This is a genomic window from Methylobacter tundripaludum SV96 (genome assembly GCF_000190755.2).
Taxonomy (GTDB): Bacteria; Pseudomonadota; Gammaproteobacteria; order Methylococcales; family Methylomonadaceae; genus Methylobacter_A; species Methylobacter_A tundripaludum.
In genome coordinates this window covers 2,654,833-2,672,875 of the sequence record NZ_JH109152.1, presented here as the reverse complement: position 1 = coordinate 2,672,875, position 18,043 = coordinate 2,654,833, and the positions used below count along the sequence as shown (strand labels likewise).

17 protein-coding genes are annotated in these 18,043 nt (G+C 48.6%); 6 read left to right on the top strand and 11 right to left on the bottom strand.

Going from position 1 to position 18,043, the window contains the following annotated elements; translation table 11 throughout:
- Positions 1–80 precede the first annotated feature (80 nt).
- From bamC to rlmH, 6 genes are all read right to left on the bottom strand, one after another.
- Entirely contained in the window at positions 81–662 is a 582-nt protein-coding gene (gene bamC, locus METTU_RS11905; protein ID WP_040579767.1) for an NlpB/DapX family lipoprotein, read from the bottom strand.
- 7 nt (positions 663–669) lie between these two features.
- Positions 670–1,473 (bottom strand): carbon-nitrogen hydrolase family protein, encoded by an 804-nt coding sequence (locus tag METTU_RS11900; RefSeq protein ID WP_006891847.1) that lies wholly within the window; start codon positions 1,471–1,473, stop codon positions 670–672.
- A gap of 115 nt (positions 1,474–1,588) precedes the next feature.
- Positions 1,589–5,590 (bottom strand): YhdP family protein, encoded by a 4,002-nt coding sequence (locus METTU_RS11895; protein ID WP_006891846.1) that lies wholly within the window; start codon positions 5,588–5,590, stop codon positions 1,589–1,591.
- A gap of 437 nt (positions 5,591–6,027) precedes the next feature.
- Positions 6,028–7,482, bottom strand: a complete 1,455-nt coding sequence (gene rng, locus METTU_RS11890) for a ribonuclease G (protein ID WP_006891844.1) — start codon at positions 7,480–7,482, stop codon at positions 6,028–6,030.
- Positions 7,479–8,054 carry a Maf family protein gene (locus METTU_RS11885; protein ID WP_006891843.1) on the bottom strand — a complete coding sequence of 192 codons (576 nt, stop codon included), beginning with the start codon at positions 8,052–8,054 and terminating at the stop codon, positions 7,479–7,481. The genes rng and METTU_RS11885 overlap by 4 nt, the downstream gene beginning before the upstream one ends.
- Positions 8,054–8,521 carry a 23S rRNA (pseudouridine(1915)-N(3))-methyltransferase RlmH gene (gene rlmH, locus METTU_RS11880; protein ID WP_006891842.1) on the bottom strand — a complete coding sequence of 156 codons (468 nt, stop codon included), beginning with the start codon at positions 8,519–8,521 and terminating at the stop codon, positions 8,054–8,056. Before rlmH ends, METTU_RS11885 begins: the two co-directional genes overlap by 1 nt.
- A 133-nt stretch (positions 8,522–8,654) precedes the next feature.
- Here rlmH and METTU_RS11875 point away from each other — a divergent pair, with 133 nt between their 5' ends.
- The 3 genes from METTU_RS11875 (at position 8,655) to fliW (ending at position 11,212) form a co-directional block, all read left to right on the top strand.
- Entirely contained in the window at positions 8,655–9,299 is a 645-nt protein-coding gene (locus METTU_RS11875; RefSeq protein WP_006891841.1) for an LPP20 family lipoprotein, read from the top strand.
- 153 nt (positions 9,300–9,452) lie between these two features.
- Positions 9,453–10,679, top strand: a complete 1,227-nt coding sequence (locus tag METTU_RS11870) for a flagellar assembly protein T N-terminal domain-containing protein (RefSeq protein ID WP_006891840.1) — start codon at positions 9,453–9,455, stop codon at positions 10,677–10,679.
- A gap of 77 nt (positions 10,680–10,756) precedes the next feature.
- Positions 10,757–11,212, top strand: a complete 456-nt coding sequence (gene fliW, locus METTU_RS11865; RefSeq protein WP_006891839.1) for a flagellar assembly protein FliW — start codon at positions 10,757–10,759, stop codon at positions 11,210–11,212.
- A gap of 430 nt (positions 11,213–11,642) precedes the next feature.
- Here fliW and panD read toward each other — a convergent pair whose 3' ends face one another.
- From panD to pcnB, 5 genes are all read right to left on the bottom strand, one after another.
- On the bottom strand, positions 11,643–12,029 hold the full coding sequence (panD, locus tag METTU_RS11860; protein ID WP_006891837.1) for an aspartate 1-decarboxylase: 387 nt from the start codon (positions 12,027–12,029) through the stop codon (positions 11,643–11,645).
- A 102-nt stretch (positions 12,030–12,131) separates the two neighbouring features.
- Positions 12,132–12,974 (bottom strand): pantoate--beta-alanine ligase, encoded by an 843-nt coding sequence (gene panC / locus METTU_RS11855; protein ID WP_006891836.1) that lies wholly within the window; start codon positions 12,972–12,974, stop codon positions 12,132–12,134.
- Between the two features lie 5 nt (positions 12,975–12,979).
- Complete coding sequence (gene panB / locus METTU_RS11850) at positions 12,980–13,795, bottom strand: 3-methyl-2-oxobutanoate hydroxymethyltransferase (RefSeq protein WP_006891834.1); 816 nt, start codon at positions 13,793–13,795, stop codon at positions 12,980–12,982.
- A gap of 37 nt (positions 13,796–13,832) precedes the next feature.
- Positions 13,833–14,336, bottom strand: a complete 504-nt coding sequence (gene folK, locus METTU_RS11845) for a 2-amino-4-hydroxy-6-hydroxymethyldihydropteridine diphosphokinase (RefSeq protein ID WP_006891833.1) — start codon at positions 14,334–14,336, stop codon at positions 13,833–13,835.
- Positions 14,337–14,350: 14 nt separating this feature from the next.
- The gene (pcnB, locus tag METTU_RS11840; RefSeq protein WP_006891831.1) at positions 14,351–15,754 is read right to left on the bottom strand and encodes a polynucleotide adenylyltransferase PcnB; all 1,404 of its coding nucleotides are present in this window, start codon (positions 15,752–15,754) and stop codon (positions 14,351–14,353) included.
- Positions 15,755–15,976: 222 nt separating this feature from the next.
- Between pcnB and METTU_RS25090 the strand changes: the two genes are divergently transcribed.
- From METTU_RS25090 to METTU_RS11825, 3 genes are read left to right on the top strand one after another with little or no spacing between them, the layout of a single operon-like run.
- The gene (locus METTU_RS25090) at positions 15,977–16,156 is read left to right on the top strand and encodes a hypothetical protein (RefSeq protein ID WP_006891830.1); all 180 of its coding nucleotides are present in this window, start codon (positions 15,977–15,979) and stop codon (positions 16,154–16,156) included.
- A complete protein-coding gene (locus METTU_RS11830; protein WP_006891828.1) occupies positions 16,157–16,627 on the top strand; it encodes an RDD family protein in 471 nt (156 codons plus the stop codon).
- A 55-nt stretch (positions 16,628–16,682) separates the two neighbouring features.
- Positions 16,683–18,041 (top strand): HDOD domain-containing protein, encoded by a 1,359-nt coding sequence (locus METTU_RS11825; RefSeq protein WP_006891826.1) that lies wholly within the window; start codon positions 16,683–16,685, stop codon positions 18,039–18,041.
- Positions 18,042–18,043: the final 2 nt, after the last annotated feature.

Here is an 18,043-nt window from a genome sequence, read left to right as displayed (position 1 = left end):
AGAGGTTTAAAGTAAAAGGCAAAGGGCCAAAGGTGCAAAACGACGTTCTTTCGCCTTTAGCCCTTTGCCCTGCGCCTTCATCATTCTTCTTCCAGCTTATCGCGCAAGGTCTTGAACAATAATTGCAACAGGTCTTCCGCACCTTCGGCAGACGGAGGCGGCGTACCATCCTGAGTCGCGCTGCTTTGTTCGGCCGCATTGGCTACAGTCGCAGTCACCCTTGTTTCTTCGCCTTCTTGTTTTACGGTCAGCAGATAGATGGCCGCATCATCGCTTAAAAAAGCAGTCGCTTTTGCAAAAAAACTGTTGGTATCCGTTGTATCCTGAGTGACATAAAAAAGCCCCTTATCACGTTCATGATCGGTTATTTTGATGCCGCTTTGCTTCAACGCCCGGTTTAAGGTGTTCCACGCGTCACCAAAAGACTGCTTGATCACCAGCTGCGTCGGCGTACTCAGGTAAACATCCGAGCCTAAGCCAGTACGGTCTTTTTTCTTCGGAATAGAGCTGCTGTCGACAACGCGCTGCTCCTTGGTCGGACTGCTGTTAGTCACAATTGGCGGACGCTCAAGGGCTTCGGTGTTGCGGTAACGATTTTCTTCCGTGGTTCCGCAGGAAACCAGAAAACCGGTCAACAATAAACTTTTAACTATTACGCGCATAGTTTCCTCAAAAAAAACGACGATGGTTCAACGCCGGAAATGCGCCCCGCACTTTTTCCAGACGCTCCAGATCTATTTCAGCGGAGACAAAGCCGCCGCCGGTTTTATAGCAATCCAGCACCACACCCCACGGATCGATAACCATGCTGTGCCCGAACGTTTTACGGCCATTAAGATGAAAACCGCCCTGATTCGGCGCAACCACATAACACAGGTTTTCCACGGCACGCGCACGCAGCAGCAACTCCCAGTGAGCGGCTCCTGTTTCTGCGGTAAATGCTGACGGAATGACCAGTATTTCCATGTCCATCTTACGGAAAAACTCGGGAAAGCGCAGATCGTAACAGACCGCGACGCCCAGCCTGCCGAAAGGCGTGTCAATCACCAACATGTCAGCGCCCGCTTCAATAGAGTCGGATTCGCGGTAAACGTCATTGCTGCCCGGAACGCTGACATCGAACAAATGCACTTTATCGTAGCGTGCAACCCGTTCGCCCTGGTCGTTATAAACCAGACAAGCCGCCCGTACTTTATTGCTGTCGTCGCCGACTATCGGAATGGTGCCGCCAACCACCCAGACGCCGTATTTTTTAGCGACCGACGCCAAAAAATTCTGGATAGGCCCTGAACCGTCGACTTCCTTTGCCTTGATTTTGTCCAGTTCATGATCGCCCATCAGGGCAAAATTCTCCGGCAAAGCCACCAGTTTTGCGCCCGCTTTAACCGCTTCCGCTATCAGCTTGTCGGCTTCCAGCAAGTTAGCGCTGATATTGGGACTCGATGCCATTTGTATGGCCGCACATCTACTCATATTGTTCTCTCTTTAATTTATAACCACTCAGCCACCGAATACAATGGAACGCAGATGAATATGATCATCGCAGAGTATTCGATGAAAATCTTATTTAATCTTAATCATCCGCGTTCTATTTTTCTAACTGCTGCGTAGTTTCTTCTTGCCGTAGCCATGGAAAGTCGGTAATGCCGTTCCAGGTTTTCTGTAACAATCCATCGTTTTTATGCATCGGAATAATTTCTGCATTTCCCCACGCACCTTTTACCAGATATTGGGAACCAAAGAAAAACCCTTCCTGGTCTTTACCTGTCAAAGACCGCCCAACCAAGGCCGCTACTTTACCCATAATTGTACCAGCAATAGGCACTGCATCGGCACTTTTAGGTGTGACATCAATAATATGGTCAACCGTTTGACTTACCAGATTGGTGTCCCCGCTGATAGCAATTTTTGCAGGGACGGCATCGACAACTAAATCATGAGTTGATGCGATTCCGCCAGCCAAATCAAAATGCCCCTTGATGCTGTTAAACGTCAATCCTTCTGCATAAATATCGCTGAAATCAAGCTGCGCGCGCTTTATCCACTGAGCCAGCGCCAGCATTCCCAGCACCCGGCCGAATCCGGGTTCTATACTTAAAATACGTCCGTTTTTGAGCTTAATATCCAGCCGGCCTTTCAAATCCGCCAACGAAAATTGATACGGCGCCGCGTTCCACTCAACGGTAAAATCAACGGCTGCGCTGGTTTCGGTCAGGTCTTTGGTAATGCCCAGCTGTGCCAGCATTTGCCCGGCACGAGGCACGTCCAGATGGCCTTGGGTATGTGTGACCGCTTGCCCTCCGTTTGCTTGCCAGTCGCCCGACAAAACCAGCTTTTGGTTTTCTCCCGACAGCTCAACGTTCTTAAAACCCATGCCGCCCGGTATACGCTCGGTTTCCAATGACAACCGGCCCAAATCGATCGACTGCCACAGCGTTTTTTGACTGGTGACCGTCAATAAAGGCATAAGCTCCGGCGATACCGCCTGGAGAGGCGAAGCCTGTTTTGCCCCTATTTGCTTTAATGCCGAAAGATCCAATAGTTCCATATCCAGATTGATTCTGTCTGTGCTTGTCATGCCGGACTGTCCCTGCCCGTCCCCCTTCGGGCGCTGCGCGTGCAAATCCGCTCCCGGCGGATTAGTAAAATCAACAGGAATCCGGATTTTTCCCTTTGCGAATGATCCGGCTATAGCCCCGGTCCAATAGCTGTCATTATGCTTCAAGGCCAGATCGAAAAGACCTATATCGGTTTTCTTCCACAACGCATGATCGCTGTGAATCTTCAGTTCCCTGACACCATCTCCCGCGCCTTGGGCAGCAGCCAAGCCCAACCAGTCTTGCAATGCCAACCGCTCACGATTGATCTCCAGCTTTAATCCTGCTTCCTGAGTCTGGGCGACCTCACCGGTCCCCACCAGGACATGCCCTGAATAGAGAGTCTTCTGCCTGGTATCCAACTGAATAGCCGCTTTCAGTTTATTGTCGTAATTTAGCATCAGCGGTAATAACTGTTTATCGCCTAAGCTAAACGTCAACGACAAAGGTATTTTTTGTTCCCGCGTCTTAGCCAATGACTCAGGCAAATCGAGTGACACGCCGGACAGCATCGACTCGACGACAAGCTCCGGAGCAATATTTCCGTGAGGCAGCTCCAGTTTTAACTGATAATCTGTTGTCCCGGAAGCGATTTTCCACCAAGGCATGTCAAATTGCGCCTGTAGGTCGCTAACCCCGGCGCTACCCTCGACGTTGACGGTGGTTTGACTCTCCGAACTTTTAATGTTGATTTGTATCGGATGACCCAAGGCCGCGGCACGGATGGTGTCGCTATAAACGCCCTGCTCATTGAATTTGAGTTCGCCGTTAATTTTGCTGACCGGCAGATCCAGCGACTTCACCATCAATCGGGCATCTTTCAACTGCGCCATGCCATCGACCTTGGTTGGCGCGCCGTCAACCAAGGGGATTTTAAGATCCAGCGTTACCAGGGTATTTCCTTGCGGGGTAATGGCTTCCAGCAGCGAATCCACCGGCGAGCTCAGCGGCGTCTGCTGCATAAAGGCCAAAACCTGGTCAATGCCGCTTTCAGCCTCGCCCTGAATCAGCAAGTGCTTGCTTTTATTCAACTTCGGAATAGTAACTTCGGCTTGCTTAATGATCACGTTACCGGATTGCCCTTGCAGGACATTAACCTTGAGACTGTCCTGCGAAAACATGACCTCGGCATTCATACCGGTAATGTGAGGCCATTCGGGAGCGTATGACAAATCAAACTGCTCGCCGTTAAATACCGCTTCAAAAACGCCCGGCGCACTGTTAAACGGAAAATCGTTCAGGTTACCGTAAACCAACAAGCCGCCGTTGGTCATGCTACCGCCAACAAAGGCGCTATCCAGCCAGGCAACGACACCTTTCTCCATAATGCCCACCGGCAAATAATGTTTGACCTCGCTTGCGTCTTCGCCGGCAAATGCGCTTTGCAGATCCATAAAAACGGGTTTACCTGTTTTGGGAATATCGATCCGAAACCGGGTTTTGCTCTGAAAACTCAAGGAATCCAGTTCAATCATGGGGCTGGATACAGACCAGGCATCATCCGCCTGCTGCCAGTCGAGCGTGCCTTGAAGACGATTGACCGGCAAAATTTCGCGGAACAGATCCGGCGCTATCAGCCGGGCATCTTTAGTCGCAAGCGTAATAACGCCCTGTTTTTCACTACCCTTTATTTGGCCGGTCAAATTCTCTATGCCGGGAACTGACAACAACGACGCAACACCGATTTTGGCAAACCTGCCGTTCAGGGCAACCGACTTTGTATCAGGATCGGCGAACAAGGAGAAATTCTCCAGCGTTCCTTGTAACCGGGCTTGCGCCAGGGTGTTAGCCTGTTCATCCGGCAAGGGGGCAAAGAACTGCGCCAGCTCGGACGCTTCCTGCAAGTCCACTCGTTCAACATACAGCGCTAATTTATGCAAAGCAGCATCATCCCTGCGCTGCCCGGAAACGCTGAATACGGCGGCAGGCCATTTTTTAACGACATCTTTGGGATTATCCTGAGTTTCCAGTGAAAAGTCGTTTACATCGAGTTGCCATTGCTTGCCTGCGTCATTGAGTCCCCAGTGAAGGCGGGTTTTCAGCTGTTTAACAGAAAATTCCCGCTTATCCTGCCGAACCAGCGTCATCTGTTGAATTTGTGCCGCAACATCCATTGACGTCAGCTGCGCTTGCCGCCAATCGCCCCAGATTTTAAAGTCGCCGGTGCCGGCATTGATATGTATTCGATCCCCGACTGAAGCTTGCCCGAGCGCGGCCAATTCAGGCAATAAAACGGCTTGTCCCTCTATATAAACGCGACCCTCAATAGTTGAAGGCTCAAAAACGTTGCCTTTAAAATCCATGGATACTCTTAATGCGTTGCCGACTCTTTTCGGCAACTTCATCAGCATATTGAGCCGATGATGCTCGCCCTGATTGCTGATCGCCAGATCCACCCCATTAAACAACAACGGTCGAGCACGGCTTGCTTCATCCTGCCAGATAATTTCGCTTTGCAAGACTTCGTATTTCCCACCCTGCAATAACCACTGCGGCTGTCCACCACTGGCTTTTAAACCGACAATAACGATGCTGCCGTCCTGTTGCCGTTTAATGGCAAGCTTGGCCCCCACCAAAGTGACCCATGACGATGACAATAAATCCCTTCTGACCAGCATATCCAGTAAGTTAATGCCCAACCGTATCTCATTAAACTGGATAGCGGGCTCTTCGTTCCCGGTGGGTGCGGCGGATGATAAATCCGCCTGGAGCGGATTTGCCTGTGTAGCGCCCGAAGGGGGATGGACTGGGGCAGCCTGGGATGAAACAGCAATGTCTTTTAATATCAGTTCAGGATTAAATCCGCGCATTTTTGCGCCCAGACGGCCTATTGTTACCGGCGTGCCGACAAGTGCGCTGATACTGGTCGCCAAATCGGACTTATAGTGCTCAATCCCCGACAAGAGCAAGCGTACGCCAGTCAAGCCGATAGCTGCCGCGATCAAAGACCAGAAAATGAGATGCCGCGTTGCACGCGTAATATGATGGATCATTAAAGATAAGGCTAAAGGCGAAGGACGAAAGGCGAAAGATTCATGACTAACAATTCAAGATCGAAAAATGGAACGCTGATAACTATGTTAAATAAGATTTTCAGGATGCTGGATTAAATAATCCCAAGACGGACGGAGCACAGCTACGGCCGAAACGTTTTGCGTTGCTTAAGCGCATTGTTATCGTTTAAACGTTAGAGGCGGGTTTTACAAATCTCGCCCCGCTTAGGAATAAGCATGAAATAACTTGAACAACCCGCGCCGTAAGTTTTCAGCGGGAGTGCAAGCTTTGCTTGCGTTTGCAGGCGAAGCCTGCACTCCGGCTATTGGCAACTTGCTCAAGTTATTTTGTGCATGTGCCTTAATTGCCTGATTATCCACACTCATCATATTCATCTACGTTCTATTGTATTTTGTCGCACATACTGCCCTGCGCCTTAAAGCAACACCACATCATACTGCTCCTGATTGTATTCAGCCTCGGCCCTGAACTTGATGCGTACGCTCAAGAAGACTTCCAGTTCAGCCAGCATATCCGCTTCCTCATCAAGCAGCATCTCCACAACTTCATTGGATGCCAGAACCAGTATCTTCTTAACTTTGTACTGCCGAACTTCACGAATAATCTCCCGAAATATTTCCAGGCACATGGATTCTGCGGTCTTCAAAACGCCTCGACCGCCGCAGGCGCTACAAGGTTCGCAAAGTATATGTTCCAGACTTTCACGGGTTCTTTTGCGGGTCATTTCCACCAACCCCAGCACCGATACTTCAGTAATGTTGGTTTTCGCGTGGTCTTTTTCAAGATGCCGCTCGAACGCCTGCAAAACCTGTTTTTTATGATCCTCGCTTTGCATATCGATAAAATCGATAATAATGATGCCGCCGAGGTTTCGGAGCCTGAGCTGTCTGGAAATGGTTTGCGCCGCTTCAAGGTTGGTTTTAAATATAGTCTCTTCGAGGTTACGGCCGCCGACATAGCCGCCGGTATTCACGTCAACTGTGGTCATTGATTCGGTCTGATCGAACACCAGATGCCCGCCCGATTTCAGGTTGACTTTGCGCTCCAGCGCTTTTTGGATTTCATCTTCGACGCTGTAAATATCGAATACCGGGCACTCGCCGGTGTAATGTTCGATAACCGGCACGATTTCCGGCGCAAAAATCTCCGCAAATTCAACCAGGCGATGATAGGTCTCCCTTGAATCCACCCGGACTCTTTCTATGCCTTCCCGATACAAGTCCCTCAAGGTTCTGATGCTCAGCGGCAAATCCTTGTGGATAAACTGCTTGGGCTTGGCTCCGGCAATTTTGGCGGCTATTGACTCCCACAATTTCAGCAAAAACGTCATATCGGCAATCAATACCGTTTCATCCACGCATTCTGCCGCGGTTCTTGCGATAAAGCCGCCGCATTTATTCTCCAGCCTGAAAGTGTCAAGGCAAGTTCTTAACCGGACGCGCTCGGTCTCGCATTCAATCCGCTGGGATACGCCGGAATTGTGCGCGTAAGGCATGTAGACCTGAAACCGCGACGGAATCGATATTTCCGTGGTTAAGCGTGCGCCTTTGCTGCCCAAAGGATCTTTGACCACCTGCACGATAATATGCTGACCCTCATGCAGGTAATGCTCAATGTTTTCCGAAGCTTTTTTTTCCAGATCCTTGGCGCACAAGTCGGAAAGATGTAAAAACGCCGCCCTGGGCAGGCCAATATCGACGAAAGCCGCCTGCATACCGGGCAGAACCCTGCACACTTCACCTTTATAAATGTTACCCACCAAGCCCCGCTGCCGGGTTCTTTCAATGATCAATTCCTGCAGGACGCCGTTTTCAATAACCGCAACGCGCGTCTCTGGCGGGGTAACATTGATTAAAATTTCTTCACTCATTTGAAAAACTCGATACCTTGCCTGGATAAAAGATCCGCAGTTTCAAACAACGGCAAACCGACTACGCCGGAAAAACTGCCGCTTATCGACTCTACAAATACGCCGCCCATGCCTTGAATTGCATAACTCCCGGCTTTATCGACCGGTTCGCCGCTTTGCCAGTAGGCCGCTATTTCGCATTCCGTCAGCGCTCTGAAAGTCACCTCGGTAATACTGACCGCTTGACCATGTTCCCGGCCCCTGAGCGAAATCGCGCTATAAACCCGGTGCATTTTACCGGACAACTGTCTTAACATGGCAAGCGCATCCTCCCGGTCTTTGGGTTTTCCCATAATCAGCTCGCCCAAAACCACGGCGGTATCCGCGGCCAGAACCGGCAAGCTGTCGCCCAATTGCGCGAGGCATGCCGCCGACTTCTCGGCGGCCAGTCGCTGCACATAGTCCAGCGGCGTTTCATTGGGCAAAGGCGTCTCGTCAAGATCGACCGGATTGACTCTATAAGCAACCTTAATCTGATCCAATAATTCCTGTCGGCGAGGAGAGGCTGAGGCAAGAATAATCTGTGCAGTCATTAGCGATGATAAGGATGGTTGTGGAGAATGCTCCAGGCACGATAAAGCTGTTCGGCGACAACGATACGCACCAGCGGATGGGGAAAGGTCAGTTTCGATAAACTCCATGATTCCCGCGCCAGTTGTTTGACCGAATCCGCCAGACCTTCCGGCCCGCCGATCAACAACGAGACATGCTGCCCGCTTTCCAGCCAGCGCTGCATCGCTTCCGCCAATTCGGGCGTCGTCCAGGGTTTGCCGGGGATGTCCAGGGTTACGATATGCGTGCTTTGCGGAATAGCCGCGATCATCCGTTCTCCTTCCTCTTTGACAATCCTGGCGACATCGCTGTTTTTGGTCCGTTTGCCCGGCGCAATTTCCTTAAGCACCAATTCGCATTCACGGGGCAGCCGTTTGGCATATTCATCGTAGCCCTGCTGAACCCAACCCGGCATACGATTCCCTACTGAAATCAGATTTATTTGCATGCGGTGCAGGATACAGGAGAACAGGCTTGAGATGCAATGCGGTCATATCCTGTAACAAAAATAGCACGCTAAAAAACTTAAGAAATGGGCTTATCAGCCGCTATATTGAAAAACCGACACAGGAGTAAGTACCGTGAACATTAAATATTTAAAACCCGCATTCGCCACGCCCGTTCCAGGCAAGCTTGCGACACGCACACCATCCCTGACGATAGCGGGGTTAGTCGTCAGCTTATTGATGACCGCTTGCACGACTGCCAAAGCGCCGCCGACTGTATTTCTGCCGCATAAAACTATAAGCGCCATAGGCTATGGCACCGTCGAAAAAAGCGATCGGTATTCGCGCTCGCAAATTAAATTAATGGCCATGAGGGCATCTAAAATGGATGCTTACAGAAGTTTGGCCGAGCAGCTTAACGGCATTCAATTGCGCGGCCAGACTGCTGTCGAAAATATGCAAGTCACTCATGACAGTTACCAGGTTTATCTTAATGCCTATTTGCGCGGAGCAAGAGTAAAAAGAACCTCACCTATCGGCAGCGACATCTACGCGGGAGATGATACTTTTGAAACGGTTGTAGAGCTTGATTTGACACCGAGATTCTATGAATGTATCAACGGTTCAAGCGAATTGATTAACCAGTGTCTCCAACAAAACCCGGAAAGTCCGGCGCCCAGTTTTGACCAAAACCCACCCAAGGTATCGAGCATTAATCCAGGATGTAATGCCATAGATTGTTACAGCTATCCTAATACCAAGGGATTTAATCGGAAATAATCCGACCAAAACCAAGTTATTGGAGGCGTAACTTTTTTGTATTCCTGAGCGGTTTATAAAACGGTTACGCCACAAACACTCGCTTTGAAAATTGTCTTAAATAGCGTTTAATGACGGCTGGTAATTACTCACCGCAACAAACCGGTTTAGTCAATGGCAAAAATATTATTCAAATGCATCTTGGTATCGGTAATTTTACTAGGCCTGTCCTGTGCCAATGTCCAACCTCAGGCGCGTGCTAATACTGTCACCGTTGAAGGTCAGGCGGCCATTAACAAAGGCATGCCCCTATTAGCTAAAAAACAAGCATTGCAGGATGCCATCCGTCAGGCATCCCTGCAATCGTCCGTTAATATTCACAGCCAGACTTTGGTCAGCCAAAATAACGTTTCGCTCGATACCGTTTCCATGCGCACCGCTGCTGACGTGAGCAATACTAAAATCATCAAGGAATGGACTACCGATAACGTTTATCATGTTGTAGCCATGGTGGAGTTATCCGCCGACAATTCCTGTACCGCCCACCATCGCAAACGCATTATCGCAACAGCCTTCCCTTTAGTTAAGCAAGAGCAGGTAACCGGTTATGAAACACAGGATTTATATAGCGGCATTCCACGCGAGCTTAATAATCTTTTAATCGAATCCGGCGATTTTATCGGTACCAACGCCACCAATATCAATTTATATCCGAGAGCCGACTTGGCCCCGGAATCACAAGACCAAGCGGCTTACCGCCCCTCAAAAGTGATGCAAATAGCCGCGTCAAACGGTGTGCAATTCGTGCTATCGGGCGTGATTAGGGATTTGGAAGTCGAATCCACCGAATACATGAGCGGCGCAGGACCTTTGGCATTCGCCAGAAGCTTGGCCCGCGAAGTTGTAGCCAGACGCGGCATTGGAATTGATGCTTATGTACATGACGGATTTACCGGCGCATTACTGTTCCAACAGCGTTATGTTGATACCGTCATCGGCGACGTATGGATCCCCGCAACTTATACGGTAGGGAGCGAGCGTTTTAACTCCACCTCAACCGGTGCAAAAATAGCCCGAATTATAGATCAGGCAAGCACTGATATTCGCAGGACATTAAGTTGCTACCCCTTTACAACCCGTATTGTTGAAATCAAGGATAATAAAGTGTTTATTAATGCGGGTGCGCAGGAAAAAATTAATGTCGGGGATCAGCTAGTGGTTTATAGTACGGGCGGGGATGACTTAAATCTTGATGGCGGCCTCGGTTTTATAGGTAAAGACAAGCAACCGGCCGGCGTACTGACCATCCACACTATCACTCCGCGTTACTCTATAGGCAGTTTGGAAGTCCCCGCCCGTGAACTGGGCGTCAAGGTTGGCGACTGGGTGAAATCCTGGTAAACAGTTCATCACAAGCTAGCATTGCTATACTGATAGCTTTAGACTATATATTTACTTTACATTTACCAGAGTCCATCATGGAAATTAAATCAAGTTTTTTCGGCGAACAAACCATTGACCCCAGCACTATCATTAGCTTCCCTAACGGAATCCCAGGCTTTGAAGATCAAACCCGTTTCAAGCTATTTCATCAGGAAGGCGGCAATCCCCTCATTTTCTGGCTTCAATCATTAGATGATGAATCTCTTATCTTTTCAGTTGCTCAGCCGTCTATGTTCAATATCAATTACAACTTTTTATTAAGCGATGCAGAAGAAGCCACATTGGGAATTGAAGATACCGCCGACGCACTTATCTTGATCATTCTGCTTAAAGACGAATCCGATCAGCCCACCGTTAAAGGCTCCATTAAATCTCCGCTGGTTATTAACAGTGCAAAGAAAATAGGTCTGCAAAAAGTGCTTACTCAAGTAGAACAAAGCATAACGTTGACTGACGTTAGTAATGAAATTAACGTTTCTGAAAGTGCGTAAAGCCAGCAAGCATTATGCTGCTGCTTCAAAAAGAGGCATGTAAACCGTTTTTTAGCCGCGGACTTAACAGCTCTATTATTACTGCCGCTTTTTAGCGGCAGTTTTGCTGCAGCGGCAGATACTTGCTCCTCGGTAATTACGCCCCTGCATTACTCTACTACACGCCATCCATGGCGTTATGCAATATCTGCATTCACCACATTCATGTGGATTATGTAGGCAAGGGGCGTGAGCATGGATGCAGGAGGTAGAGCAACACAAGCTTTTCAATATGCCTGCCATCAGGACAATATCCGAGCCCCCATGCATACTGAGAGCTATGCAGATTTCCAGTGAAAAAACCCTACCCTGTTGATAATTCTACTTATTCATTCAAGACATTGCCCGCGCTAATCCGGGAATGCTCAAAAACAGCCTCCAATACAGGCAATCAGGCAGAGGCAGCCTGAACGGGAATGGAACTGGCCGAACGCTGAACCTGGTTCTTTTCATTAAAATAAATCAGGGTAGGCTTATGATTTTCCGCTTCCTTTTGATCCAATATTGCAAATGCGCAAACAATAATCAGGTCACCGGGACACGCCAGACGGGCAGCCGCACCATTAACTGAAAACAACCCCGATCCTGCTTCGGCACGAATGGCATAAGTTGTAAAACGCGCACCATTGTTGATATTGTAAATCTGTATCTGCTCGTATTCCCTGATACCAGACAAGTCGAGAATATTGCTGTCAATCGCACAAGAACCCTCATAACCCAATTCTGAATGAGTCACCGTGGCTCTATGTAATTTCGCTTTAAGCATCGTGATTTGCATAATAAAACACTATAAATACCCTTGAGAACCGCGCATTATCCATTATTAGCAACAATGCATCAACTTTTAGCATTTTCCAAACCGCACAAATTCTGCTAATGCCTATCTGGAAAAGCAAATATTATCGATTAACCGAGTTTTGCCGAGCCTTGCCGCCGTCAGCAAAACCAGCTCCATATCATCCGTCCCTGCTTTTTTTAAATCACTCATCCTGCACACACTAAAATAATCCGGCTGAAAACCTGATTCCTGCAAAAACAGCAACGCCCTGTGCTCTATTTCCTCATAAGATTGCTGCCCCGCCAAAACCGCATCACGCGCAACGCATAAGGACTGATACAATTTTGCAGCGACTGTTTTTTCCTCTGCGGTTAAATAGCCGTTTCTGGAACTCATCGCCAAGCCGCTTTCTTCCCGAACCGTTTCTACGCCGATTATTTCAACAGGAATATTCAAATCCCTGACCATCGTCCGTATCACCGTCAACTGCTGAAAATCTTTTAAGCCAAATAAGGCGACATCCGGTTGCACCATATTGAATAATTTACAAACAACCGTTGCAACACCGTCAAAATGCCCCGACCTGGACGCGCCGCAATACTGTTCGGACAGACCGGCTACCGACACGACCGTCTTGGCATCCGGCGCATAAACTTCTGAAACAGCCGGTTGAAACAACAAATCCGCACCGGAGGCATCAAGCTTTTCCTGATCTTCACGCTCGGTGCGGGGATAGGTCTCAAAATCCTCGCCGACGCCAAACTGGGTAGGGTTTACAAAGATACTGACAACCACCCGATCCGCTTTTTTTTTGGCTTCATTCACCAGCGTTAGATGCCCCGCGTGCAAATTGCCCATCGTTGGCACCAATGCAACGCTCTGTCCTGCCAAGCGCCACGCTCTAACGGCATCGCGTAATTCTAATACGGTATTAACTATGCGCATAAGCCTTAAAAACTATGTTCAACGGCGGGAAACCGGGATTGCTTGACCGCCTGGTGATAAGCATTGATAGCTTCCTCGATATTCGCCGCGTCGCTCATGAAATTCCTGGAAAAACGCGGGCGTTTGATTGTGCCGATATTGAGCATGTCATAAAGCACCAGCACCTGTCCGTCGCAGTCTACACCGGCACCGATGCCTATAACAGGAATCGTTAACTGCAAACTGATCTCTTTAGCCAAGCTTGCAGGAACGCACTCCAATACCAGCAGACTGGCACCCGCTTGCTGTAATTGCTGGGCATCGACAAGCATTTTTTCGGCAGCCGCCTGTTCCTTGCCCTGAACCTTATAACTGCCCAATTGATTAATCGATTGCGGCAACAAGCCCAAATGCCCGCAAACCGGAATACCCTGATCGACCAGAAACCTGACGCAATCAATTCTCGACCCTTCCAGCTTAACCATTTGCGCGCCGCCAAGTTGCATCAATTTAGCCGCATTTTTGGCCGCCATAACCGGCGTGGCATAGGTCATAAACGGCAAATCGGCGATGATAAAGGCCCGCTGTCTGGCCTTGCTGACGCACCGGGTATGATAAATCATGTCCCTGATAGTGACCGGGAGCGTTGTATCATGCCCCTGGATAACCATACCCAGAGAATCCCCCACCAGCATCATATCGACACCCACTTTGTCGATCAGTGCGCTAAACCCCGCGTCATAAGCGGTTAAGCAGGAGATTTTCTCGCCGCGTTGTTTCATGGCGGCCAGATCGGTAATCGACAACGGCTTTAGCGCAGCTGTGGAGGAATATTGATTCATGTCATTCAAAGAAATATCGGATTTACTGGAGCAAGATTCAATCCAGCCGTTTCAGTTCATTCATCGGACATTGGGCAACCAGGTCGGCAATATTGCCTTTCCCGGGTACCACCAATTGCGGAGCGATTTCAAACAAGGGATACAAGACAAAAGCCCGATCAGCCAGTCCTGGGTGCGGCACGATTAAATCAGGATGTTCAATGAGCTGATCGCCATAGATCAACACATCCAAATCCAGCGTTCGTGCTCCCCAGCGTTCGGTTTTTCTGACCCGCCCATGGTCGTTTTCGATGCGTTGCAGGCAACGCAACAAATTTATCGGCGACAAATCGGTTGCGACACATATCACCGCATTAACGTAATCAGGCTGATCCTGCGGCCCCATAGGCGCACTATGATACAAACTGGAAAATGCCAGCTCCTGCACTCCTGCGATTTGTGTTATTGCAGTGCGCGCTGATTTTATTTGTTCGGCGGGGTTTGCAAGATTACTGCCTAAACCTATATAAGCCGTTATCAAGTCAGCTTTTGAATTTTCCATAGCTATCGAATACGTTAAGATTCTGTTTTTGGAGAACTATCTTTACCTTTTCTAGGATAGCTTCTTTTGCGCCCCGGCTTGTTACTTTGGGCGTTGCGCGGCGGCTGGGTCATTTTTCTTTGCTCGTTTTCACTGGCATTCTGATACTTGGTCCACCACTCGGCCAACTCGGGGTCGGCCCCTCCGGTCTCGGCGCGCAGTACCAAAAAATCATAGCCCGCTCTAAAGCGAGGATGGCCGATCAAACGACTGGGTTTAGAACCGATACGCGCCTTAAACTTGGGCTGCATATTCCAAACCTCACGCATAGCCATGCTGATATGACGCGGGAGAGCCGTACTTCTAATCTGCCTGGCAATAACCTCACTGGCCGCATCCTGATAGGCGACAAATTCAACTTCGCCTTGCGCCATTTTTTCTTTGGCCAACATCCGCACCGGCTCCCACAAAAAGGCCGCCAATAAAAAGTAAGCCGTAACCGTTTTACCTTCCGCTATCCTCTTGTCCGAATTTTCCAGCGCTTTAATCAACAGTAATCGGGGGAAACCACTGTCTTCAACCGCCAAACTGTTCTCCGTGGAAGGAAACAGCACTTGAAAAAGCCCGTAATGCCTGAGCATTTCAAAAGTTTGCAGCGCATAACCGGATAAAAACAATTTTAACGCTTCATCATAAAGCCGGGCGGACGGTATGCTGGCCAGTAACTGAACATCGTTGTGTATCGCCTTCTCGCAAGCGCTATCCAGCTTGAAACCGAGTTTTACGGCAAAGCGCACCGCCCTTAACATACGCACGGGGTCTTCACGAAAACGCATTTCAGGATCGCCGATAAGCTTGAGCGTGCCGGTTTTATGGTCAGCCATGCCGCCGACATAATCGACTACCGAAAAATCCTTGATATTGTAATAGAGTGCATTAACGGTAAAATCCCTGCGCCAAACATCTTCTTCAATCGTGCCGTAGACATTATCCCGCAATAATCGCCCTTCCTTGTTGAGTACCTGCTTGTCGTTCTGCTCTTCTCCCGCACCACGAAAAGTCGCAACTTCAATAATTTCCCGGCCAAAATGCACATGCGCCAGACGAAACCTGCGCCCGATTAACCGGCAATTGCGGAATACTTTTCTGACTTGATCAGGATCGGCATTGGTGACGACATCAAAATCCTTAGGCTCCCGTCCCAACAACAAATCACGCACACACCCGCCGACAAGGTAAGCATCGAAGCCCTCCTTTTGCAATCGGTACAAAACCTTCAGCGCATGCTCGCTGATCTGGGCTCGTGAAATATTATGTTCCGCACGCGAATAAATTTTGACGCGTGCATCGACCGGTTCAGCTTCATTTCTGGCTGACGCTTCGACCCTGCTCAGTACGGGCTTAATAATTTTTTTAAAGAAGTTTAAAATAGTCTTCACACCTTGTTTATTTTTCTAATTATTTTGATTATATCATTGCTAATGAATTCTAACCCAATCCGCAAGTTTCTTTTACATTCCCCTTTTGAATGGAGTAGAATCACCATTCTGATTTTTTTCAAGCAATTCTAATTACATCACGTTGCGCACACCAGATAAAAGATCAGACCACCATTTTTTAAACACTCGCACAATCATTAGCGTGCTTGACTGGAATTTGTTATGTTCAAAAAGATTCTTAATAGCTTAATTGACCAACCTTTGTTAACCAGCCTTTTTGCAACAGATTTTTTCATTCTTCTGTTTCATAGACCGCCATTTTTATTTTCTCTCGTAATGCTGGGAGCGCTCATGGCGATGTGCATGTATTTCGGTCAAAAACTGGCTTTATTTAAAATTTAATTGGTCGATTCTACAAAGAATATACAGCAAAAACCAGGTAACGCCCCCATTTCCAAACCTGGTTTTTTACGTCGTCTGACAGCAACACTCTACGACCTCCTGCTACTGATCGGCGTTTTATTTGTCGCGACCGCACTATTGCTACCTTTAAATGGGGGTGAGGCTTTCTCTGCCCAACAATTCTTTTTCCCCCTGTATCTACTGCTAGTCAGCTTCTTCTTTTATGCCTGGTTTTGGACTCATGGCGGGCAAACCCTGGGCCTGCGCGCTTGGAAAATCAAAGTACTCACGCTGGAGATGAAACCCATCAGCTGGAAGCAAGCTTTGCTCCGTTTCATGGTCGCCATCGTATCATGGGGATTTTTCGGACTGGGTTTCCTGTGGATTCTTATTGATAAAAATCAACGCAGCTGGCACGATCATCTATCCCAAACTGCCCTTTTTTTTGATACTCGCGACACACATCCTTAAGCCATTACAAAACATCAAGCTACATACCCTCCAAACAATAACACGTGATGTCATCATGAATTGGTTTACTAAACTATTTTCCCGCCGCCCCAAGCACACACACCCGGAAAAGAAACCAAACATCGCCCCCCTTGCCAGTCCAAATAATCCGCTTACCTGTTCGGAACCGGTCTTCACCGAACGTAAAAAACTCCCGTTGGCAACGCTAAAAAAACTGGCGCCGCTTCGAGACATGGATGATGCCTATGTTGAGCAACTGGCTCACACTACATTAAGCTATACTCAAGGCTCTGTAATTTTCAAGCTGGGTCAAAAAGCCAATTCAGTTTTTTACCTGCTTGAAGGCATCGTCGAACTTCAACCGGATAGCGACAACCGCTATACCCTGTCGGCAGAATCATCACTGGCCAATTTGCCGCTCAATAGCGGTAAGGTTTGCGGGGCAACCGCATTCGCTAAAACGAACGTCACTATTTTGGCGATTTCAGGAGAATTCATCTGCCACTGGTCGGGTAAAAGCCTCCAACAGTCTATTGCCGTTGAACTCCTTGACATTGACTTGCCCGAACAAATTGCCGGCAACCGTTTTTTCACCAGCTTTTCTCACGCCTACCGGGAAAATAGATTAAGCCTGCCCTCATTACCCAATGTCGCTTTAAAACTGAAAGAAGCGATGGAGAAAGATTTAGGCATCAACGAGGCTGTAAAAATTATCGGGGTCGATGCATCCATCGTAGCCAAGCTGATCCAACTGGCCAACAGTCCGCTATACTCGCCCATATCGCCGATTACCAACTGCCACGCCGCTGTTACCCGATTGGGCCTGGATCAAACGCGCAAACTGGTCATGGGCATCAGTCTAAAACAGTTATTCAGCTGCAATAACCCGCAACTGATGGAAAAAATGCAAACCTTGTGGAAAAACAGCCTCTATGTATCAAGCTTGAGTTTTGTACTTGCACAGGAAAACGGCACGGTCAACCCGGAAGATGCCTTATTGGCAGGACTGGTCAGCGACATAGGCACGATACCGATATTGCATTTTGCCGAGCAGAATCCGGATGAATACCCGAATTTAGATGTATTGGAGTCCGCAATCCCATTTTTGAATCCTTCAGTCGGCACCCTTGTGTTGCACACACTGGGCTTTTCTACAGAATTAGCAGGCATCCCCAAGCACGCCGAGGACTGGTTCTATGAAAGCGAAGGCGATAAGCTGAATCTGATTGATATAGTCATACTCGCCAAATTGCACAGTTATTTCGGCACCAACAGGGCCAAGGAAATACCGTATATGAACTCGATACCCGCCTACACTAAACTTAAAAACAGCAAACTAACCCCCGACTTTTCCTTGGACGTACTGCACAAAGCCAAGCATCGCATCAATGCAGCCATGAACTTTCTTTCCTGATA

Bases quoted from the DNA above. Each gene is read 5' to 3' on its own strand.
- bamC (WP_040579767.1), bottom strand. From the start codon at position 662: ATGCGCGTAATAGTTAAAAGTTTATTGTTGACCGGTTTTCTGGTTTCC.
- METTU_RS11900 (WP_006891847.1), bottom strand. From the start codon at position 1,473: ATGAGTAGATGTGCGGCCATACAAATGGCATCGAGTCCCAATATCAGC.
- METTU_RS11895 (WP_006891846.1), bottom strand. From the start codon at position 5,590: ATGATCCATCATATTACGCGTGCAACGCGGCATCTCATTTTCTGGTCT.
- rng (WP_006891844.1), bottom strand. From the start codon at position 7,482: ATGAGTGAAGAAATTTTAATCAATGTTACCCCGCCAGAGACGCGCGTT.
- METTU_RS11885 (WP_006891843.1), bottom strand. From the start codon at position 8,054: ATGACTGCACAGATTATTCTTGCCTCAGCCTCTCCTCGCCGACAGGAA.
- rlmH (WP_006891842.1), bottom strand. From the start codon at position 8,521: ATGCAAATAAATCTGATTTCAGTAGGGAATCGTATGCCGGGTTGGGTT.
- METTU_RS11870 (WP_006891840.1), top strand. From the start codon at position 9,453: ATGGCAAAAATATTATTCAAATGCATCTTGGTATCGGTAATTTTACTA.
- fliW (WP_006891839.1), top strand. From the start codon at position 10,757: ATGGAAATTAAATCAAGTTTTTTCGGCGAACAAACCATTGACCCCAGC.
- panD (WP_006891837.1), bottom strand. From the start codon at position 12,029: ATGCAAATCACGATGCTTAAAGCGAAATTACATAGAGCCACGGTGACT.
- panC (WP_006891836.1), bottom strand. From the start codon at position 12,974: ATGCGCATAGTTAATACCGTATTAGAATTACGCGATGCCGTTAGAGCG.
- panB (WP_006891834.1), bottom strand. From the start codon at position 13,795: ATGAATCAATATTCCTCCACAGCTGCGCTAAAGCCGTTGTCGATTACC.
- folK (WP_006891833.1), bottom strand. From the start codon at position 14,336: ATGGAAAATTCAAAAGCTGACTTGATAACGGCTTATATAGGTTTAGGC.
- METTU_RS25090 (WP_006891830.1), top strand. From the start codon at position 15,977: ATGTTCAAAAAGATTCTTAATAGCTTAATTGACCAACCTTTGTTAACC.
- METTU_RS11825 (WP_006891826.1), top strand. From the start codon at position 16,683: ATGAATTGGTTTACTAAACTATTTTCCCGCCGCCCCAAGCACACACAC.